Source organism: Chryseobacterium sp. HNCC26DJ239, from assembly GCF_057180445.1.
Map to the genome: position 1 here is coordinate 1 of NZ_JBXUGJ010000010.1, position 18,849 is coordinate 18,849.

19 protein-coding genes are annotated in these 18,849 nt (G+C 32.8%); 9 read left to right on the plus strand and 10 right to left on the minus strand.

Annotation, left to right across the window (positions count from 1 at the left end):
* Positions 1–342 precede the first annotated feature (342 nt).
* The 8 genes from AC2A1D_RS17320 to AC2A1D_RS17355 all read right to left on the minus strand — a co-directional run bounded on the left by AC2A1D_RS17320 (position 343) and on the right by AC2A1D_RS17355 (position 8,652).
* The gene (locus AC2A1D_RS17320; protein ID WP_484044837.1) at positions 343–1,947 is read right to left on the minus strand and encodes a BamA/TamA family outer membrane protein; all 1,605 of its coding nucleotides are present in this window, start codon (positions 1,945–1,947) and stop codon (positions 343–345) included.
* Entirely contained in the window at positions 1,944–2,747 is an 804-nt protein-coding gene (locus AC2A1D_RS17325; RefSeq protein ID WP_484044838.1) for a hypothetical protein, read from the minus strand. Before AC2A1D_RS17325 ends, AC2A1D_RS17320 begins: the two co-directional genes overlap by 4 nt.
* 50 nt (positions 2,748–2,797) lie before the next feature.
* Positions 2,798–3,589, minus strand: coding sequence for an SDR family oxidoreductase (locus AC2A1D_RS17330; RefSeq protein WP_484044839.1), 792 nt, complete (start codon positions 3,587–3,589; stop codon positions 2,798–2,800).
* The gene (locus AC2A1D_RS17335; RefSeq protein ID WP_484044840.1) at positions 3,589–4,263 is read right to left on the minus strand and encodes a hypothetical protein; all 675 of its coding nucleotides are present in this window, start codon (positions 4,261–4,263) and stop codon (positions 3,589–3,591) included. Before AC2A1D_RS17335 ends, AC2A1D_RS17330 begins: the two co-directional genes overlap by 1 nt.
* Entirely contained in the window at positions 4,264–5,505 is a 1,242-nt protein-coding gene (locus AC2A1D_RS17340; protein ID WP_484044841.1) for a 3-phosphoshikimate 1-carboxyvinyltransferase, read from the minus strand. It lies immediately after the preceding gene.
* A gap of 47 nt (positions 5,506–5,552) precedes the next feature.
* Complete coding sequence (locus AC2A1D_RS17345) at positions 5,553–6,782, minus strand: WG repeat-containing protein (protein ID WP_484044842.1); 1,230 nt, start codon at positions 6,780–6,782, stop codon at positions 5,553–5,555.
* A gap of 20 nt (positions 6,783–6,802) precedes the next feature.
* Positions 6,803–7,129: a nucleotide pyrophosphohydrolase gene (locus AC2A1D_RS17350; RefSeq protein ID WP_484044843.1), complete on the minus strand. Its 327-nt coding sequence runs from the start codon at positions 7,127–7,129 to the stop codon at positions 6,803–6,805.
* Positions 7,130–7,242: 113 nt separating this feature from the next.
* Positions 7,243–8,652, minus strand: coding sequence for a hypothetical protein (locus tag AC2A1D_RS17355; RefSeq protein ID WP_484044844.1), 1,410 nt, complete (start codon positions 8,650–8,652; stop codon positions 7,243–7,245).
* 180 nt (positions 8,653–8,832) lie between these two features.
* Here AC2A1D_RS17355 and AC2A1D_RS17360 point away from each other — a divergent pair, with 180 nt between their 5' ends.
* The 6 genes from AC2A1D_RS17360 to guaB all read left to right on the plus strand — a co-directional run bounded on the left by AC2A1D_RS17360 (position 8,833) and on the right by guaB (position 14,581).
* Positions 8,833–9,084 (plus strand): type B 50S ribosomal protein L31, encoded by a 252-nt coding sequence (locus tag AC2A1D_RS17360; protein ID WP_034678914.1) that lies wholly within the window; start codon positions 8,833–8,835, stop codon positions 9,082–9,084.
* A gap of 165 nt (positions 9,085–9,249) precedes the next feature.
* Positions 9,250–10,410, plus strand: coding sequence for a GlmU family protein (locus tag AC2A1D_RS17365; protein WP_484044845.1), 1,161 nt, complete (start codon positions 9,250–9,252; stop codon positions 10,408–10,410).
* A 118-nt stretch (positions 10,411–10,528) separates the two neighbouring features.
* Positions 10,529–11,038 carry an RNA polymerase sigma factor gene (locus AC2A1D_RS17370; protein ID WP_484044846.1) on the plus strand — a complete coding sequence of 170 codons (510 nt, stop codon included), beginning with the start codon at positions 10,529–10,531 and terminating at the stop codon, positions 11,036–11,038.
* Positions 11,013–11,678 (plus strand): hypothetical protein, encoded by a 666-nt coding sequence (locus tag AC2A1D_RS17375; RefSeq protein WP_484044847.1) that lies wholly within the window; start codon positions 11,013–11,015, stop codon positions 11,676–11,678. Before AC2A1D_RS17370 ends, AC2A1D_RS17375 begins: the two co-directional genes overlap by 26 nt.
* The gene (locus tag AC2A1D_RS17380) at positions 11,620–12,969 is read left to right on the plus strand and encodes a GIN domain-containing protein (RefSeq protein WP_484044848.1); all 1,350 of its coding nucleotides are present in this window, start codon (positions 11,620–11,622) and stop codon (positions 12,967–12,969) included. Before AC2A1D_RS17375 ends, AC2A1D_RS17380 begins: the two co-directional genes overlap by 59 nt.
* 151 nt (positions 12,970–13,120) lie before the next feature.
* On the plus strand, positions 13,121–14,581 hold the full coding sequence (gene guaB, locus AC2A1D_RS17385; protein WP_484044849.1) for an IMP dehydrogenase: 1,461 nt from the start codon (positions 13,121–13,123) through the stop codon (positions 14,579–14,581).
* A 92-nt stretch (positions 14,582–14,673) separates the two neighbouring features.
* On the opposite strand, the gene AC2A1D_RS17390 is transcribed toward guaB, so the two are convergent.
* Complete coding sequence (locus tag AC2A1D_RS17390; protein ID WP_484044850.1) at positions 14,674–15,741, minus strand: DUF4407 domain-containing protein; 1,068 nt, start codon at positions 15,739–15,741, stop codon at positions 14,674–14,676.
* Between the two features lie 154 nt (positions 15,742–15,895).
* Between AC2A1D_RS17390 and AC2A1D_RS17395 the strand changes: the two genes are divergently transcribed.
* Positions 15,896–16,297 (plus strand): hypothetical protein, encoded by a 402-nt coding sequence (locus AC2A1D_RS17395; RefSeq protein WP_484044851.1) that lies wholly within the window; start codon positions 15,896–15,898, stop codon positions 16,295–16,297.
* A gap of 2 nt (positions 16,298–16,299) precedes the next feature.
* Here the strand turns inward: AC2A1D_RS17395 and ruvC are convergent, their stop codons facing one another.
* Positions 16,300–16,854: a crossover junction endodeoxyribonuclease RuvC gene (gene ruvC, locus AC2A1D_RS17400; RefSeq protein WP_484044867.1), complete on the minus strand. Its 555-nt coding sequence runs from the start codon at positions 16,852–16,854 to the stop codon at positions 16,300–16,302.
* 209 nt (positions 16,855–17,063) lie between these two features.
* Here ruvC and AC2A1D_RS17405 point away from each other — a divergent pair, with 209 nt between their 5' ends.
* Together AC2A1D_RS17405 and AC2A1D_RS17410 are read left to right on the plus strand one after the other, a co-directional pair.
* A complete protein-coding gene (locus AC2A1D_RS17405; protein WP_484044852.1) occupies positions 17,064–17,387 on the plus strand; it encodes a PadR family transcriptional regulator in 324 nt (107 codons plus the stop codon).
* 716 nt (positions 17,388–18,103) lie between these two features.
* A complete protein-coding gene (locus AC2A1D_RS17410) occupies positions 18,104–18,814 on the plus strand; it encodes a hypothetical protein (protein ID WP_484044853.1) in 711 nt (236 codons plus the stop codon).
* Positions 18,815–18,849 lie beyond the last annotated feature (35 nt).

The window sequence follows — 18,849 nt, forward strand, 5'->3', positions numbered from 1 at the left end:
TTTTTGCTAAACCCTAAACCCGATTACTCATCACTTTTTACTCATTACCCATATCTAGCCCCGATAGTAGCGGTTACCCCGCAGTTGGATGAGAGAGTTTTAGAGGGGATGGAAGAGATGGGTTGGGTTATGCAGAGGAAAAGCATAGGAGCGCTTCGGAAAAGCTAGGAACGAGGAGTATGAGCGAATAGCGGGTATAAGCTTCTAAGAAAGAGTTTTAGAATGGTTTGCGTACTTTCATACTATCTTTAGTGAAATGGCCTTCGAATCGGTCTAAGCCTAGCTTATTTTGACGGTTTGCAATAATAAGGATAAGTTGTATAGCTTTTAATGGTAAAGAGTTTAGAATCTGCTTAAAATTCCCCAATGTATTTTGATATCATTGAACTTAAAAGGGTTTCCTATTTCGTTTCCGTTGGAAAGCTGAAAACTCATTAATCCGATCGGTATGAAGAAATTAAACCCTAAACCAACACTGTATAATTGTGGTTTTACGGCTAAAGATTTGTTGTTGAGCTTTCCATACTGACCAAAAATATCAAAGAAGGCTTGGTTGCCTATGAGATATCGGTATTCTAGACTTCCATAATAGTAGAAATCGCCGGCGAGCGAGTTTTCGTTGAAACCCCGGAGAGAATTCCAACCGCCAAAACGGTACAATTCGTTGGCAGAAAAATCTACCTTAGAATCCATCATTGCACCTTCTCCTTTAATATTGAGGAAATGATTTCCGTTGATATGATAATTGTGTTCACCAAAAAAATAGAATTGGTTTTGTGGACTGCGAATGTTTTCTTTTGTGTACGTAGTGGTAAGGTAGTCGTAGCCAAAATTTATCTTAGTTTTATACAAAAACAAATCAATGTCTGTAGGCTCAGTCATGTCGAAATAAACGCCGATTCCTTTTTTGTTGTAATCTTTCCCCTGAACGTATAAAGTATCGATAATTGTAGAGCTTTCAAACGTTGCTCGAAAACCAATTTTCTGGCGATTGTTGATGTGATAATAAAACGCTGGAAGAGCCTTCACATTGGCGAAAGTAGAATCTTGTCTGTAAATATTCACTTTCATATTAATTCCGACGTTGGAATTGAAAAGATACGGAACATCGGTTTGTAGGTCGAAAGTCTGCCCTTTGTCTGGGTTTCTTTGCCAATATAGATTTATGGTCTCAAAACCGTTAAACATGTTCTTAAAATTCACGTTTAACGTTCCGTTCAGAGTAAATTTTTCAGTTTTATCGTTTCCGAAGCCAATAACACCATCGAAAGTATTTGTTTTTTTCTTTTCGATGAATAAAAATATCTGCGTAGAATCTTTGGTAAATAAAGTCTGCGGTTGCCTTTCTAATGAGAGAAAAGGATGACCTTGAAATTGTTTGTTTACTGCAATAAGGTTTTTGTCGTCGTATTTTTTCCCTTTGAATTCTTTATCTAAATTTTTGATAAATCTTTTCGGAACGCGGGTGTAGCCTTTCACCACAAAACCATCAATCGTTCGTCTGTCGTTTTTATTAATGTCTAATTCTACAACAGGAAAGCCATTTTTTTTGCTTTTTACATTCGATTTTAAACGGCTGAATGCAAAACCATCATCAATATACGCTTGGTTGATTTTCTTCTTCGTTGAATCTAAATTTTTAGTGAAAAACTCCTTTTCGAGCTTTAATTTTTGAACGATAGAATCGGAAAGGCTTACATAGGTTTCATTGAAGTTTTTGCCTTTATCGTAATAAATTTGGGTACTGTCGCCTTTTAGTTTTACTTCTTTAAGTTCGGTAAAAAAGTAATTATTTTGCGCCAGAGAATCTAAAAATTTTGCTGCAGAAGCCGAATCTTTTACCTTTTTTTGCGCTTTTGTTTGGATGTCGATTAGGAAGTATTGTTTCTTCTGCGAAAAAAGAAATAGTGATAAAAATAGTATGACAAAAGAAATTTTATACTTCACTTATTTTTTATTTTAAAATAATAATTTTTTAGAAAAGTTTCGGTTTTATTTAGGTAAAGATATTCGGTTTTTTGTTTTAACAGGCTAATATTCGCAGTAGATTTGCCACCTGATTTTATATATTGAGAAAAATTTACTTTGTTAGATTCAATAAAATGTGATGAAAGTAAAATTTCAATTGCTTCTTCACTCTTTTGTTCAGCTTTTTCGTTTTTGCAAAATAGTCTGAAATCTAATTTTTCGTCAGCCTTTAGGTTTTTTAAGATGTTTTCTAATAAATTGTAGCTTTTTACTTCTAAAATATTCTTTTTAGTGAAAGCTATTTGTGCTGAAAAAGTGGAGTCTTTTACGTATTTTACTTTTTTTATACTGTCTGGTTTCGTTCTCTCAATTTGAGATTCTTTTTCTTTGAAATTTTTAGTAAAAATTATTTGAGTTAAGAAGTTTCCTTTGGAGATTTTATTTTTTTCATAAAATGAAAAACTAGAAAATTGTTTAGAAGCAATTCCGTTTTCGATAAGATTTTTTAGGACAGCTTTGTTTTGCGATCTAAGAGCTTGATAATTATAATCTATATTACCAAAATCTGCACTGTTGTACACAAAAACGGTAAGCGAAGTGTCGTTTTTTAAAATATTTGAAAGATTTTTTAAAACAGGAAAACAAGAAGGATTTAGTCTCTGCATATTGTTGTAATTTGGAAGAATGCTAATATTATAAATGACATTTTCTTCAACATTTTTTGTGTTTTCTGTGAAAGTAGATTCTTGTTGCGCTTGTACAAAAACGCAGAACACCACAAAAAATATGTTTAAAAGCAGTCTCAATCTCAAATCTCAAACTCCAAATCTTACAATTTATTATACTTCTTCATCAAATTTTCATACGTTCCCTGCGGAAGAATCCACTTTAAAGGAACGCCAATTTTCTGCCCGAATTTACCAAAATAATAATGTGCTTTCCATTTGTTTTTTGTTAAAAGTTGGTCGATGTATTCGGCGACTTCCAAAGGTTCTGTTCCGTCGCCTACGTGAGAATTCATCAAAGCGTACACTTTTTCGAACACATTTTTGTAAGGCTCCGAAATTTTAGTTTTCACACGGTTTTCCGCAATATTTGTTTTAATATCTCCTAAATGCAGCGAACAGACATTCACATTCCAAGGGTAAACTTCATATCTCATCGCTTCCGTTACTTTATCTAAAGCCGATTTTGAAGCCGAATAAAATCCTCGGAAAGGCAATCCCATTTCGCTTCCAATACTTGAAACGTTGATGATTTGCCCGAATTTGTTTTCGCGCATTTTCGGCATTACAGCACTCATCATTTGAACGGCTCCAACAAGATTTAGATTAAACAATTTTAAAATATCTTCCTTCGAAGAATCTTCCACAGAACCTACCATTCCCATTCCGGCGTTATTGATTAACACGTCGATTTTTGTTTCGGTTTTTAAAACTTCCGCAATCGCATTTTGCACCGCATCATTGTCGGTAACATCCGTCGGAATTGAGGTGAAATAATTGCTTTCTGTATGTTTTCTACTCAAGCCATAGACTTTATGACCTTTCTTACCGAAATATTCTGCTAAAACGAAACCAATTCCTGAGGAAGTTCCGGTGATGATGATGGTTTTTGACATTAGTAATTAAAATATTTATTTGAATTAGGAATTTTAAATGTAAAATCACCAGGTACAAAATTATTCATTTTTATAAGGGTTTTCAGTTTATGGATAAATTCTTTATGAAAATCTTTTTCAGTTGGAGCATTTTCCTCATAACAATTTTCAAACTCCTCATTTGCGATGGCTTTACCAGTTGAGAAATTAATTTCGTGACTGGTGGAAAATTCACAATTGCTGGTAAAAGTGGTAAGAGCTCCGATTAAATAGAAGTCATTATCTTGGAAACGGAAAGTATCTTTATATTTTTGAGTACGTCTGGAATTTGAATTGAATTGCTGTGAAATTATCAGACATCCATTTTTTATTTGAATACTTGGATCGGGATCGCTTTCGTAATAAAATCCGTAACCTAATGGTAGAAGAATTGTAGAATTTTGTTTCCAGATTTTTTGTTTCCCAAAAATATTTTTAAGGATGAAAAATTCTCTTATGTAATTTTCAACCGAATTATTTTTAATTTTTTTTGGTGTATTAAATATGATTACCGTTTCATCAATTCCATCTTTATCCAAATCCCCTTTCGCTTCTGTAATTTTTTTATAACCCTTTGGAGTCACAAAATCTTTCAATTCCTGCGATTGAGAAATTGTGAAAAATAAAATTGCAAGGAAAGAAAAAGTAAATTTCACTTAATGTTTATTTAAAATCTCAGACAAATCCTCCCAAAACATCGGATAAGATTTCTCTACTACATTTTCGTCTTCTAGAGTTAATTCTTTCAACAAGCAAAACGGTGCAAAACTCATCGCCATTCTGTGGTCTTGATATGTTTGTATAGAAATATTTTCTTCAGGCTCGTTAAAACTTGTAGATGCTATCGTTAAATCTGTGATTTTTGTTTCTGCTCCCAGTTTTTTTAGTTCGTTATGAAGAGCTAAAAGTCGGTCTGTTTCTTTTACTTTTAAAGTTCCCAAACCAGAAATTTCAAAAGGAATTTTCAAAGCAGAAGCAGTTACACAAAGTGTTTGCGCAATGTCTGGACAATTATTCATGTCTAAAACAATTTTCTCAGGAAACTGGAAATTTACCATCGGTTCAAGAGTTAATTGATGTGCTTCTTCATTAAATAGGGTTTTAATTCCGAAAAAATCTTCATAAATCTTCGCAATCGCAGAATCTCCTTGTGTAGATTCTTTATAAAAGCTTTTTAAATGAATCGTTTCTCTTCCTAAAGCCGCAAAAGAGTAGAAATATGAAGCCGAGCTCCAATCGCTTTCTACCTCATAGTGTTTCGGGTTTTGAGTTTCGGGTTTCGAGTTTTGAGCTTCAGAAAAATGATAAACTTTAATGGTGTTGCCGATGAATGTATTTTTAATTCCGAATTTGGTTAAAATATCCAAAGTCATCTCAATATAAGACCTAGACGTGATTTCTCCGACTAAATTAATTTCTAAACCATGCTCCAATTTCCCCGCAATTAATAAAAGTGAGGTAATAAACTGGCTTGAAATATTGGCTGGAACATCAACTTTGGTTTCTGTAATTTTTCTTCCTTTAATTTTTAAAGGTGGGAAACCTTCGTTTTCCAGATATTCAATTTCAACACCGAGATTTTGCAGCGCCGTTACCAAATTTTTGATTGGTCTTTCTTTCATTCTTCCAGAACCGGTAAGAATGGTGGTTTTTCCGTCTTGGATGGAATAATAGGAAGTTAAAAAACGCATCGCCGTTCCTGCGTGATGAATGTCGACAATTTCAGAATCGTCCGAAAGTGCTTTCTTCAAAAGTTGCGTGTCCTGCGAATTCGATAAGTTTCCTATTTTAATATTTGAAAACAGACTTTCCAAAATCAGCAAACGATTCGAAATGCTTTTCGAACCGCTAATTTGTATCGTCTGATTGGGTTTTAGTGAAGATTTTTTCAGTAACATAATTATTTCCTTTGCATTAAAACTCTTGATATAATGAGGTATTCATTTTAATTTTCAGAGTAGTATTTTTTACCTTCTCCATTGGCATAACATACAAAATTACCATCATTATTGTATAATTTAAAAAGATAAAAGCCAGTTTTACCATAGTTTTTTTCTTTTAATAATGGATAGTAATCAAGTAGTTGGGTTGTGAAATCAGCTTTGTTATTTTCCTTTTCTATGAATTGATATTGGTTTCCTTTTCTTACAACAAATGATTCACAAAAAACACATTTTGCATCTTGATAAAAAATTTCATCATATTCAGGAGGTAAAATCCATGTGGAAGAACGATTGTTGAAATATCCCCATTTATTTTTAATGTTTTTTAAAACAGCATATTCTTCACTCAATTTTTTATCAGAAAATCTTAATCGATCGGAGATATTAGGATCCCAATATTTTTTATTGATTTCCCCTTCTTTCATTATTAAGCTTTGGTTTGAACTTATAGGTTTATCTGCTTTTTGTGTTTCTCCTCTCATCGATTCAGTGTACATTGGTGCTCTAGGAACCGGGACATCAGAAGAGTACGATTCACGGTAGTTATCATTATTGCTAGAATCACTTAGAATTTCATTTGTTGAATTTGAAATTTTACCGTTTTTAAAATCAATTGTAAGTAATTGTTTATAGTTTTCTCTTGCTAAAACGTAATCTACTTTAAACTGAAAAGGAAAGTTCTCATAATACGTATCTGCCAAAACAGCATTTTCAAAAAAAGTTTTTAAAGTTTTTGATGTTTTTTTATCTAAAAGTATTAAACTATAGTATCCTTTATCATTAGTAAGAATAAGAATTTCATCTTTAAGAGCTGCTTTTTTGTTATCTTCGATAAAGACAATATAGCTGAAAGTTTTGTCAAATATTTTTTTTCCATCCAGAGTAAAAATATCGGTAGATTTATTATTTCCTCCCATGTATACCTCCATTTTCATTTTTTCAGCAATCACATAGCCAAATTCTTCGTGAAAATAATCGTAATCAGTATCTTTTAAAATTACTTTATTTCTGTTTATATAACTTTTTTTATACTTATCACCATTTTTTGTAAATGCTAAGAAACCTTGATTATCTAAAATTTCAATATCATCATAAACTGGTTTAATAGCAATTTTTCCATTTTCATCAGAAATACCAAACTTATCGCCTACTCGATAAGGAACAAAGATTTGTGCATGAAAGGATTCTATAAAGAATGAGAAAAAGAGTATTACTTTTAAAATTATTTTCATAAAAAAGTTGTATAATCAGCTTATTTTAGCTTTTCGTTATTCTTATGCCTGTCTTTATCACGGGCCGTTTTTACTTTCATTTTTTTATCGAAAGCTTCCTGTAGATTTACTCCCGTTTGATTGGCTAAACATAAAGTTACGAAAAGAACATCGGCCAATTCTTCGCCTAAATCTTTGGTTTTATCGCTTTCCTTTTCGCTTTGTTCGCCGTATCTTCTGGCGATAATTCTGGCAACTTCACCCACTTCTTCGGTAAGCATCGCCATATTGGTGAGTTCGTTAAAATATCGTACTCCGATGGTTTTAATCCATTCGTCGACCTGAGATTGAAGTGTTGTAATTTCCATATTTTTTAAAGAAACAAGGCAAACGTAAAATGAGCCAAGTTGTGCACTTTTTTGTAAAGTTTTATTCAATTATCAATTATCAATTATCAATTATCAATTATCAATTATCAATTTTATTGATATGCTCCAAGCGTAATATTAGATGTTCTGGAAACTCCTACAATATCGGTAGGAACGGTTGCTGCAATGGTTGCGTTTCCTTTATTTCTTACTGGTGAATCTGTCGCCACACGAAGATTCATTTGTGCAGCAAAATAATTGATGAATTTTGGCTCTTGGTTTTTAAGGCTTTGTACCACGTTTACATTGGTGTCAAAATCGAAACCAGCTTCCGAAGTTCCTGAATATTTTAAAAGAGAATTAATTATAGAAAATTCAAATTGCTGTCCAGGAGTTTGTTCTAAATTCACCGCATTATCTCTGTCGGAATACACGATAGAATTCCAGATATTCAGTTTTTGTAGAGCACCTTGTACGGTTTGGTCGTTTTCGTTTACCCATTCATTTGAAGCAAAAATTCCAACTCTGGTTTTAGACTGTAATAAATCTGAATAATTGGCAATTGTAGAATGTACGTAAGAGTGGCTTCCTCCTTTGAAGATTGAAACACACGCATCGCCGCAATTATTCATCACCAAATTTTCTGCATTTACTGTTGAAGCTACCGCATAAATTCCGCTTTCTAAAAAGGTATGAATAAAAGAATTTCTGATGTTTGCTGTTGCTTCTTTCATCTCTAAACCGTTAATTCCTCCGAAAAGTCTAGTGTGATTCATATTGATGATAGAACCTGCTTCCATTTTCACTGAGTTCCAATTATTAGGGATGGTATCGTAATACGTATCGTTTCGGTCGCCTCGCATAATGATTTGGTTGGTCTGTGTTCCGTTCAAATTTAAAGATGCGCCTGTAGAAACAAACATTCCACTGTTTTTATGAAAATAAATTTTCGTTCCGGGTTGTACGTTCAGAGCAACGCCATCGTCTAGGGTTAAATCTCCGTAAATAATTTTCGCCTTAGAATTCGACCATGTTGTATTGGCATCAATAATATTAGCATTTGTTGGTGTTTTTATAAAAAACTCCGCATCCTGAACTACTGAAAATAAAGTAACAAATTGTTGTCCGACAGGAGAGGTAAAGACAACTCTGTCTTCCGCAATAGCTTCCGGACCTGTTGCTTGAGGAGCAATTTCTACAAAAATATATAAGCTGTCGTTTTTTCTTAAAGGAACGTCTTTAAAATCGTAACCAGGTTTTCCGTCTACATTTATTTTATATAAAGATGAAGCTCCTTTTTCGAGATGAATTCTTGGGATAAGAATATCTTTGTCTTCGTTGTTATAAACTTTTACGGCATAAGTTTCAGACCTTACTTGATGATAAACAGTATCGCAAAACACAGTATCACGGTTAAAACGAAGTTCTTGCGAAGGTTGTTCGAATGAAATATCGTCTCTATTACAAGATATTGCCAAAAGAGCAAGCCAGAAAGAAGCCAGAAGGAGTATTTTAAATTTCATTGAAATTCAGGTTTAAGAATTTCAAATTTAACGAAAATACTTTAATTTTCTTGTTGAAGAAAAATATTGAAAACAGTATTTGTATATTATAAAAATTATTGTATTTTTGCAACCTAAAATTTAGCAGAGAAATATCCATTACTATTTCGAAAGCAAACTTTAATTTTTTAAAAATTTATTATGAAAAACGGAATCCACCCAGAAAATTATAGACTTGTTGTTTTCAAAGATATGAGTAACGACGAGGTATTTTTGTGCAAATCTACTGCAGATACTAAAGACACAATCGAGTTTGAAGGAACTGAGTATCCATTAATCAAAATGGAAATCTCTTCAACTTCTCACCCTTTCTACACTGGTAAAACTAAATTGGTTGATACTGCAGGTAGAGTTGATAAGTTCATGAACAAATACAAAAAATTCGCTAAGTAATTTTTTTGATTTTACAATATTTAAAGTCTTTCGATTTTTCGAAAGACTTTTTTTATGTTTTATAAGAAATTTAAAATTTACATAGTAAAACTTCCCATGATGATTCGTATTTTTGTTTACCCTGAATTTTAAATCTTGGAACATAAATTTTAAACTAGAAACCTCATGCAAGTTGTATTTTCTGATGCACAATATTGGGAAGATTTTCTTCCGCTTACTTTTACACGACCTGTCGCAGAAATGCGTTGCGGAATTCTTACTTTTTCCGAAAGATGGCAAAAAATTCTAGATTCTACAGAGATTTCTTGGTTTACGGAAATGTATCTTCAAGGAAAATTCAGAGAGCCAGAGAAAAAAGAAAGCCTGTTTTTGGTTCCTAATTTTTTGCCAACAGAAACTGTTATTCAGCAAATTAAAGAATTAAAGCAAGGCGAAGCTTTAGTCTACGAAGACGAATTGGTTGCCGCAAAAATCAATATGGATGGTTTTTCTCTTCATCAAATTGAGAAAATGACGGATATTAAAGAAGATTTAATTTTCTTTAAAAAACCAACAGACCTTTTTACATTCAACAAAGAAGCAATTGATTTCGATTTTGAACTTTTAACAAAAGGAAAAGTTTCTCAAGAATTATCTGCAACCAATGGATTTTTAGGGAGCGAGGAAGATTTATTTATCGAAGAAGGTGCAGAAATTGAGTTTTCAACATTAAATACCAAAACCGGAAAAATCTACATCGGGAAAAATGCCGAAGTAATGGAAGGTTGTAACCTTCGCGGTCCGATTGCGCTTTGTGAAGGTTCGAAATTTAATTTGGGAGCGAAAATTTACGGTGCTACAACGGTTGGTCCACATTCAAAAGTGGGTGGAGAAGTAAGTAACATTATTATTTTTGGATATTCAAACAAAGGACATGATGGTTTTGTAGGAAATTCGGTGATTGGAGAATGGTGCAACATGGGTGCAGATACCAATTCTTCAAACCTAAAAAATAACTATGGAAATGTAAAACTTTGGAGTTACAGAACCAAAGAATTCCAAGATACAGGACTGCAATTTGCGGGAGTTATTATGGGAGATCATTCTAAGACCGCAATCAATACTCAGTTGAACACCGGAACCGTAATAGGCGTCGCATCTAATATTTTTAAAGAAGGTTTCCCTCCAAATTTAATTGAAAACTTCTCTTGGGGAGGTTTTAAAGACGACGAAAGATTTAAACTAGACAAAGCTTATGAAGTCGCAGAAAAAGTAATGGCAAGAAGAAAAGTAGCCTTTACAGACGAAGATAAAGCAATTTTCAAGCATGTTTTTGAGAATTATTAACCGCACACACCACAATTATTTATTATATAAAGAAGCTTCAAAAATTTTTTTGAAGTTTTTTTGTTTTTAATGTAATAAATTGAAACTTTAGACTGTCTTATTTTTAGAAACGAAACTTATGACCCAAGAAACTTTTAGGAATACGGTATTTATTCTCAGGGATGAGATGTTCCGTTTTGCCAAAAGGTTTGTGATGAGTAGCGACGAAGCCGAAGATGTGGTGCAAGATTTAATGATAAAATTCTGGCAGAAAAAAGAAGAGCTTTCAACCTTAGGAAATTTAAAATCTTATGCTTTAAAGTCTGTCCGGAACGAATGCCTTAATCGATTGAAACATCACGACGTAAAAGTAGGTTTTGCAGACCTTCAACTTCATCGTTCAGAATTGTACAGTATGGAAGTGAATAATTTGAAAGAACATATCATCCATTTTATCAATCAGCTTCCAGAAAAACAAAAAATGGTGATCCATCTAAAAGATGTAGAAGAATACGAAGTGTCGGAAATTTCCGAAATCATGGAAATAGAAGAAAACGCAGTACGAGTAAATCTAATGCGCGCAAGACAAAAAGTAAAAGAACAAATCTCTCAATTGATGAGCTATGAACAACGACAAATTTCAAAATAAATATAACGAAGTCTTCCAAAGTTTAAAGGAAGAAAAGATGAATTGGGATTTCGACGATTTTCTTCAAAAAGCAGAAGGAAACGATGAAGTGATTTCTGATAAGGAAACACCGGTTATTCCTATCAATTCTAAAGAAAAGCCAAGATTCCCGAAATGGTTTTGGATGGCGGCAAGTTTTGTACTTTCATTTGGTTTGGCTGCTTTTTTATTGGTTGATTCAACTCCGGTTTCTGACCGTGAAGATTTAGTGAAGAACGAAATTTTAAAACAGAAAAATGATTTCATCGCTGAAAATCATGAACATCAAACACAAGTTGCGGTGAATTACACAGATTCTGTTTCGGGTGAAAAAAGAGATTCGCTTTTTGTAGAAAATACTATTGCAGATAAAGATGAGCTGGAAGAATTGCTTTCTAAAAAAGCCAGAATGAAAAAAGAAATAAAGCCAAAATACGTTCATAATAGCTCTCCGACCGATTCTTCTGCCTATCAAGATGCTTATGTAATCGTGAATGGAAAAAAAATAACAAATGAAAAAGAAGCGATCGATATTGCCACTTTTTCTTTTCTAAAAATGAGAAATGAATTTAGAAAAACAGTCGCTTCATTCAACAACGAAGAAAGTTTTAACGAAGAATAATCAACTAAAAATGAAAAATATATTTCTACTCATCCTTTTTTTTGTCGGTGGTTTTACGACTTGTACGGCACAGTCTGAAAAAATTGATAAACTTTTTAACGATTTGCAGAAGCAGGGAGTTACTTCCATTGAGATTAAAAAACCTATGTTTAATCTCCTTAATAGTATTGATATTAATGATAGTTACTTAAAGACGTTAAAGCCTATTATGCAAGATGTTGATGGTATGAAACTTTTGGTTTTTTCAAAAATAACCTTTCCTGATCATCTAAAGTCAGAAAATGTATGGCAGATTAAAAAGAATGAGGAAAAAAGTCAACGTGTTGACAATCTTCTTGACAGTTTGAAGATGAAAGAGCTAATGTTGATCAAAAATGATGATGCCTCAATAAATTTTTTAGCAGAGAAAGAAAAAGAAGGTATGCTTGAAAATCTTATTTTCAAAGTAGATTCTAAGGATGAAATTGCAGTTTTTATGCTGCAAGGAAAAATGAAGATGGATGATGTAAATCGAATGATTCGATCTTCTGAAAATAAATTGAGGTCTTTTTCAAATAAACATGACACAAAAACTGATATTAAAAAAACAACAAGCACTACGAATGAAAACCGCAATGTTGGTCAGTTTTCAGGGGTTAATGTTGCTACCGGAGTTGTTCTAAACTTTAAACAAGAATCTCCAATTTCAGTAAATGTTGTTGCAGATGCAGATAAACTTCAATACATCGTAACTCGCGTAGAAAACGGAATTTTAAATGTTTACATCGACGATAAAGGACAAAAGAATTTAAAGTTTAAAAATATAAGCGTAAATGTTTCTGCGCCAAATCTTGAGCAGATAAAAACGACTTCTGGCGCAGTTTTCAATTCTATTAATGCAATTAATGAAACGAAAATGAATGTGGAAGTAAGTTCAGGAGCAGTTGTAAACGCAGATCTAAATATTAAAGAGCAGGGTTCAATAACTGTGACTTCCGGAGCGGTTATTAATTCACGTCTTAAAGCCAATGAATTGATAATGAAATTAACAAGCGGTTCAACAGCAAACTTGAACGGAAATGTAGGTTTTGGAAAGTTGGAAGTTAGCAGTGGTGCCACAGGAAATACCGGGAATTTGTCTTTTAAAAAGGTAGAAATTCATGCAACTTCGGGAGCATCTGTAAGCTGCGATGTTGAAGAAGAACTTGCCGCGAAGGCTTCTTCGGGAGGTTCAATTAAGTATAAAGGGAATCCTAAAATCAATTCAGACATCAGTAAAATCTCCGGAGGAAGCTTAAAAAGCATCAATTAATATTCGATTATATTTTACTCAACAAGCTAGAATAGCCGTTTCTCAGGGAGCGGCTGTTTTATTTATAGTATTTATTATTAAGTTTTATTTAAACTATTTAATTGCATTTTCGTATTCCAGTAAAAAGTCTTAATTTTGCAAGAAAGTAAAGATGTCTATTCATAACAAAATTGTAGAGACAGCCATCACTTTCGATGACGTGCTTCTAGTTCCTTCTTATTCTGAAGTTTTACCTAATCAGGTTTCATTAAAATCAAGACTTACCGACAAAATTACGCTTAATGTTCCTATTGTTTCCGCTGCGATGGATACAGTTACAGAGGCAGATTTGGCGATTGCATTGGCAAGAGTTGGTGGTTTAGGCTTCATTCATAAAAATATGACCATCGAAGAGCAGGCTGCTCAGGTAAACAGAGTAAAACGTTCTGAAAACGGAATGATCTCTGATCCCGTAACGCTTTCTAAAGATCATACTTTAGCTGAAGCTAAAGAAACGATGGCTAAATATAAAATCTCTGGTCTTCCTGTAGTTGATGCTGAAAATACCTTAATCGGAATTATTACCAACAGAGATGTAAAATATCAAGAAAATCTTGATATGAAAGTTGAAGAGATTATGACGAAAGATAATCTTATCACTTCAGATAAAAATACAAACCTTGAGAAAGCAAAAGAAATACTCCTTCAAGGTCGTGTAGAAAAACTGCCAATTGTTGATGAGAATAATAAATTGGTAGGTTTAATTACCATTAAAGATATTGACAATCAATTAGAATATCCCAACGCAAACAAAGACCAAAACGGTAGATTGATCGTTGGTGCAGGTGTTGGTGTGGGAGAAGATACCTTAGAAAGAATTGAAGCTTTGGTAAAAGCAGGTGTTGATATTATCGGAATCGATTCTGCACACGGTCATTCTAAAGGTGTTTTAGATAAAATCGCTGAAATCAGAAGAGCATACCCAGATTTAGATATTGTTGGTGGAAACATCGTAACGGCAGAAGCTGCAGAAGATTTGATTAAAGCTGGAGCAAATGTTCTTAAAGTGGGAGTTGGTCCTGGTTCTATCTGTACAACAAGAGTGGTTGCCGGAGTTGGGGTTCCTCAGTTATCTGCAATCTACAACGTTTATGAATTTGCTAAAACTAAAAATGTAGCGGTAATTGCCGATGGAGGTATTAAACTTTCTGGTGATATCGTAAAAGCTATCGCAAGTGGAGCAGGAGCAGTAATGTTGGGTTCTCTTTTAGCTGGTACAGACGAAGCTCCGGGAGAAGAAATTATTTTCCAAGGGAGAAAGTTCAAAACATACCAAGGAATGGGAAGTCTTTCTGCAATGAAAAGAGGAGGTAAAGAAAGATATTTCCAAAGTGAAGCTAAAAAATTCGTTCCTGAAGGTATTGAAGGAAGAGTTCCTAGTAAAGGTAAATTGGAAGACGTTATTTTCCAATTAACAGGAGGTTTAAGAGCAGGAATGGGATATTGCGGAGCAAAAGACATCACTGCACTTCAAACAGAAACTAAAATGGTAATGATTACAGGAAGCGGTTTGAAAGAATCTCACCCCCACGATGTAATTATCACTCAAGAAGCGCCTAACTATTCGCTATAAAATGAATTTTTAGTGTAATGCTAAATTTTCTTTGATGATATTAAAAAATTCGGCGGTCGCGAAGCGACCGCCGAAATTTTTTTAATTATAATTTATTTCAATTTATCTTTAAAATCATCAATTCGATGATCGGTTAAAGTATTTCCTTTTTCAATTTTTTCTTTAGAATAAAGTCGGAAATCGTTTTCAGTTTTCTCAAGAAGATAATCATAAGGTCCAACCGAAGAAATTAGTTTAATTAAAACGGGTGATATTTCTAAACAGATAAAAAGTCCCATAATAAAGGCTGCAGCAGTTGCAATGATTGCCGAATTTTTTCCTAATTCGTCCAAAGCTTGAAGTCTTGCTGCAAAACCGTTGAATTTATCTTCAAATGTTTCTGTAGATTTTCTTTCGGTTTCCAAATTGGTGTAGACTTTGGAAATTTCTTTATCCAAATATTCTAAACGAGGAGCAACCTGTTTTTGGTAGTTTTCCAAGTCTTGACGTCGTTGTTCCTTTAGTTCCTGTTTTCTTTTTGCATTAGTACCAAAACCTACTTTTCCGCTGGTCATCCCGGTTTGTTTTCCAAGAATTTCTTTTTCAAGTTCTACGGCAGCAGAATCGTACGATTTTTGGTACAGTGCAATTTTTTCAGTGATTTGTTTCTTCTCGGTTTCAAAAGGTCCTGATTGTTGCAGAATTCTGCCATTCATTTGCTTTTGCAGCTCGGTTTTATTCCTCTGAATAATAGTGTTAAGCTGTTTGTTTACTTCTTTTTCAAAGATTTTTAGCTCTAAAGGTTTAGAAATAATAATTCCTAAAAAAGTTGCTAAAATCAATCTCGGGATCGACATTAAGATTTGATTCCACCAAGTTCCCGTTTTTTTAATGGAAGAAACAATGTATCGGTCTAAATTGAAAATCATTAATCCCCACAAAATTCCGAAACCGATGGAAGCCCAAAGATCATCGAAGATGGTAAACATTGCGTAAGAAGCAGAAAGCGTTGCAAAAACTGCGGTGAAAAGTACGATGCCGCCAATTCCTGCAAATTTATTCCATTCACTTGGTGTTTTTTTCAAAATGTGAATATTTCCGCCGGAGCAGATCATCAAAAATTTTTGAAACCAATTAATTTTATAATCGGTATGATATACTGTGTTCTGTGTTTTTTTCATTATAGAAATTTCTACAAAATTAGTAGTAAAAAATATACCATTGTTACAAATAGTAATAGGTTTTACCAAGTAACTTTTTAGTTTCTATAAATAACTCTGTTTTTAAGTATTGCATAGTAATTGTATTTACATCGTAACCTTAAAAAATATTCTTATGAAAACCACCATCAAAATTTCTTTATTGTCGCTTGTTGCGGCTTTGTATTCTTGTAAAAATGATGATTCTGTAGACAAAGAATTAAAGGAAGCTGCAGTTTCTATGAATAATATGGCGCCACAAACTTTAAGCGACGGAATTCGTTTGGATAGTGTTTCTGCAGGGCATTTAAGTTTAAAATATAATTACACGCTTACCGAAGATGTAAAAGAAAATGTTTCTGAAGCAGATATAAAATCTTTCAAAGAGATGGCAAAAGATGAAGTAAGAAAAAGCTTGCAAACTTCGTCTGAGATGGAAGAACTAAAAAATCATCAGGTAAAATTCAACTATGTATATTACGATAAGAACGGCAAATTGACGACCTATTTTTCTGTAACACCTGAAGAATACAAGTAGTTTTATTTTAAACGATCTGGGTTTTGCTTCAAAAAGCTTTCCCAACCTGAATAAGACTTTGTATCGGAAAGAGTTCCCGAGTTGAAATGATGGCAAACTGCAACCGCCAAACCGTCGGATGCATCCAAATATTTCGTTGGGAATTCTTTCAGTTTTAAAAGGTTTTGGAGCATACCTGCAACCTGCTCTTTACTGGCATTTCCGTTTCCGGTGATTGCCATTTTTATTTTTTTAGGAGAATATTCGGTGATTGGAATGTTTCGGTACAAACTTGCAGCCATTGCAACGCCTTGCGCTCTTCCTAATTTCAGCATAGATTGTACATTTTTACCATAAAAAGGAGCTTCTAGCGCCACTTCATCGGGATGAAATTCGTCGATTAATGCTAAAGTTTTATCGAAAATATATTTCAGTTTGGTTTCGTGGTTGGGATATTTTTTCAGAATCAATTCGTGTATGGAAATCATTTCCATTTTACCTTTTTTTACCGATATTAAACCAAATCCCATCACGGCTGTTCCGGGATCAATTCCTAAAATTATTTTCTCTGCTGAAATCATCTTGGCAAAGATACGGGTTTCTTTATTTTTCTTCCGAGTTTATTTCTTCTGATTTGTATTTTAAAATTTAATATTAACTATTTGATTTTTAGTTATTTTTAATCTTGACTATAAATTTAGTTTAAAAAAAAGAATTTTAGAAATTGTTAAAATTCTATATACATAAGAAAATTATGCATAAGTTTGTAAGGTATAAAATTGCTGAGATGAAAAAGAATAGTCTCTATAAAGGAACGCTTCAAAATATTATTCTAAAATTACTTTCTAAAGAAGTAAAAATGTACGGCTATCAAATTACGCAACGTGCAAAAGAACTGACGGAAGGCGAGTTGGAAATGACTGAAGGCGCACTGTATCCTCTTTTACATAAATTGGAGGCGGATGGAATTATTACCTCCGAAGTTCAGGAAATTAATGGAAGAAGTAGGAAATATTATCTCTTAACTGAAAAGGGAAAAAGCCAGCAAGCCACTCAGGAAGACGAGATGCGCAGTTATTTATTTAATCTAAAGACGATTTTTGATATATGATTTCGGAAGAACAGAAACTGCAGATTGAGCAGTATTTAATTTCTAAAAAGTTGCCTTTGGATATTTTGCTCGAAGTAAAAGATCATCTGATTTTGCAAATAGAAGATTGTATGATCGGAAATAATATTGATTTTGAACCTGCTTTTTTAAAAGTAGAATTAGCGTGGGAGAAACAGTTTATTCCCGTAAAGTATTGGATTTTCTACGGGTCTGAAAAGATTCCCAAAATTGTAAAAAATATTATGAAGCAAAAGTTTAATTCGATTCTTTTGAAGTCATTTTTCTTGGGTTTACTGTTTTTTTTGTCGAGCTTTTTGATGATTGCTTTGTCTGATAACTTTAAAATTTTCAAAATATATTATATAAGTAGTCATTCGATATTTTTATTGTTAGCGATTTTCTTATATTTTTTTAATTTAAAGCATATAAGCTATTTTAAGAGAGATTTTAAATACAAAAGCAAAGTGAATTTTACAGTTTATCAGCAAAATATTAATTTGTTGCTGACTTGCTTCTTCGGAATTTGCCAGGTGATACTTAATGGAGGTGAGCATTTATTTAATTTTTTTGATTCCGAAAAAAATAGTTCGATGGTTGTGTTGATCTTATTATCTACTTACCGTGTATTTCTGTATACATTCGGAATTTTCGGAATTTTAAATTTTATTGAACATAAAAAAGCGTTAAAAAAGCTTCAAATTTTAAATTAATTTCAAATGATGACAACCGAACAAAAAAACGAAATAAGACAATATCTTTTAACGAAAAAACTCCCAATTGATTTATTGATGGAGGTTGAAGATCATTTTCTTAGCCAAATTAATGACAAAGAAGCAGGAGGTAAAATGTCTTTTGAAGAAGCTTTTAATTCCACAATTATTGCATGGCACGACGATTTGAAAATTTCCTGGGATGGAAACTGGAGTTTAGAAGATACTTCATTCCTTATTAAAAAAACTTCAGCGCAGAAATCATATTCTATTCTAAAAAAAGCTATCATTATTGCCATAATTTGCCAATTGATGATGATTTTGTTTTATGTTTTAATGCCGTTTGAAGTTTTTAGAATAATTTATGGCGGTTTTTCTGGACTGCTGATTTTATTTCCGTTGTTTGTTTTTGTTAAAGAAAAAAAATATTTTGATCTACCCAAGCAATATAAAAATATAACACTTTCTGCCTATCAAAACCTTGTAGGGGTATTATTTATTTTACCAATGTCATCAAGTTGGTGGGTTTTCAAATTTGTTTTTGAAATGAATGAAGGATTTCTGAATTTTGATAGCTTTAAGGGTGTTGTTATCAATTTTCTCATGTTATTTTACTTCTTTTTTCAAACAAGTAGCATTATTGCTCAGCAAAAATATATAGAAACTTTAAAGAAAGTTATGCCATATCTGGAGAAAAATTTTAAAGTTTCTGAATAGAAATAAAATTCCTTAGAATGCTATTTTCTAAGAAG

Coding starts and splice junctions, on each gene's coding strand:
- AC2A1D_RS17330 (WP_484044839.1), bottom strand. CDS start 3,589: ATGTCAAAAACCATCATCATCACCGGAACTTCCTCAGGAATTGGTTTC.
- AC2A1D_RS17340 (WP_484044841.1), bottom strand. CDS start 5,505: ATGTTACTGAAAAAATCTTCACTAAAACCCAATCAGACGATACAAATT.
- AC2A1D_RS17345 (WP_484044842.1), bottom strand. CDS start 6,782: ATGAAAATAATTTTAAAAGTAATACTCTTTTTCTCATTCTTTATAGAA.
- AC2A1D_RS17350 (WP_484044843.1), bottom strand. CDS start 7,129: ATGGAAATTACAACACTTCAATCTCAGGTCGACGAATGGATTAAAACC.
- AC2A1D_RS17355 (WP_484044844.1), bottom strand. CDS start 8,652: ATGAAATTTAAAATACTCCTTCTGGCTTCTTTCTGGCTTGCTCTTTTG.
- AC2A1D_RS17360 (WP_034678914.1), top strand. CDS start 8,833: ATGAAAAACGGAATCCACCCAGAAAATTATAGACTTGTTGTTTTCAAA.
- AC2A1D_RS17365 (WP_484044845.1), top strand. CDS start 9,250: ATGCAAGTTGTATTTTCTGATGCACAATATTGGGAAGATTTTCTTCCG.
- AC2A1D_RS17370 (WP_484044846.1), top strand. CDS start 10,529: ATGACCCAAGAAACTTTTAGGAATACGGTATTTATTCTCAGGGATGAG.
- AC2A1D_RS17375 (WP_484044847.1), top strand. CDS start 11,013: ATGAACAACGACAAATTTCAAAATAAATATAACGAAGTCTTCCAAAGT.
- AC2A1D_RS17380 (WP_484044848.1), top strand. CDS start 11,620: ATGAATTTAGAAAAACAGTCGCTTCATTCAACAACGAAGAAAGTTTTA.
- guaB (WP_484044849.1), top strand. CDS start 13,121: ATGTCTATTCATAACAAAATTGTAGAGACAGCCATCACTTTCGATGAC.
- AC2A1D_RS17390 (WP_484044850.1), bottom strand. CDS start 15,741: ATGAAAAAAACACAGAACACAGTATATCATACCGATTATAAAATTAAT.
- AC2A1D_RS17395 (WP_484044851.1), top strand. CDS start 15,896: ATGAAAACCACCATCAAAATTTCTTTATTGTCGCTTGTTGCGGCTTTG.
- AC2A1D_RS17405 (WP_484044852.1), top strand. CDS start 17,064: ATGAAAAAGAATAGTCTCTATAAAGGAACGCTTCAAAATATTATTCTA.
- AC2A1D_RS17410 (WP_484044853.1), top strand. CDS start 18,104: ATGATGACAACCGAACAAAAAAACGAAATAAGACAATATCTTTTAACG.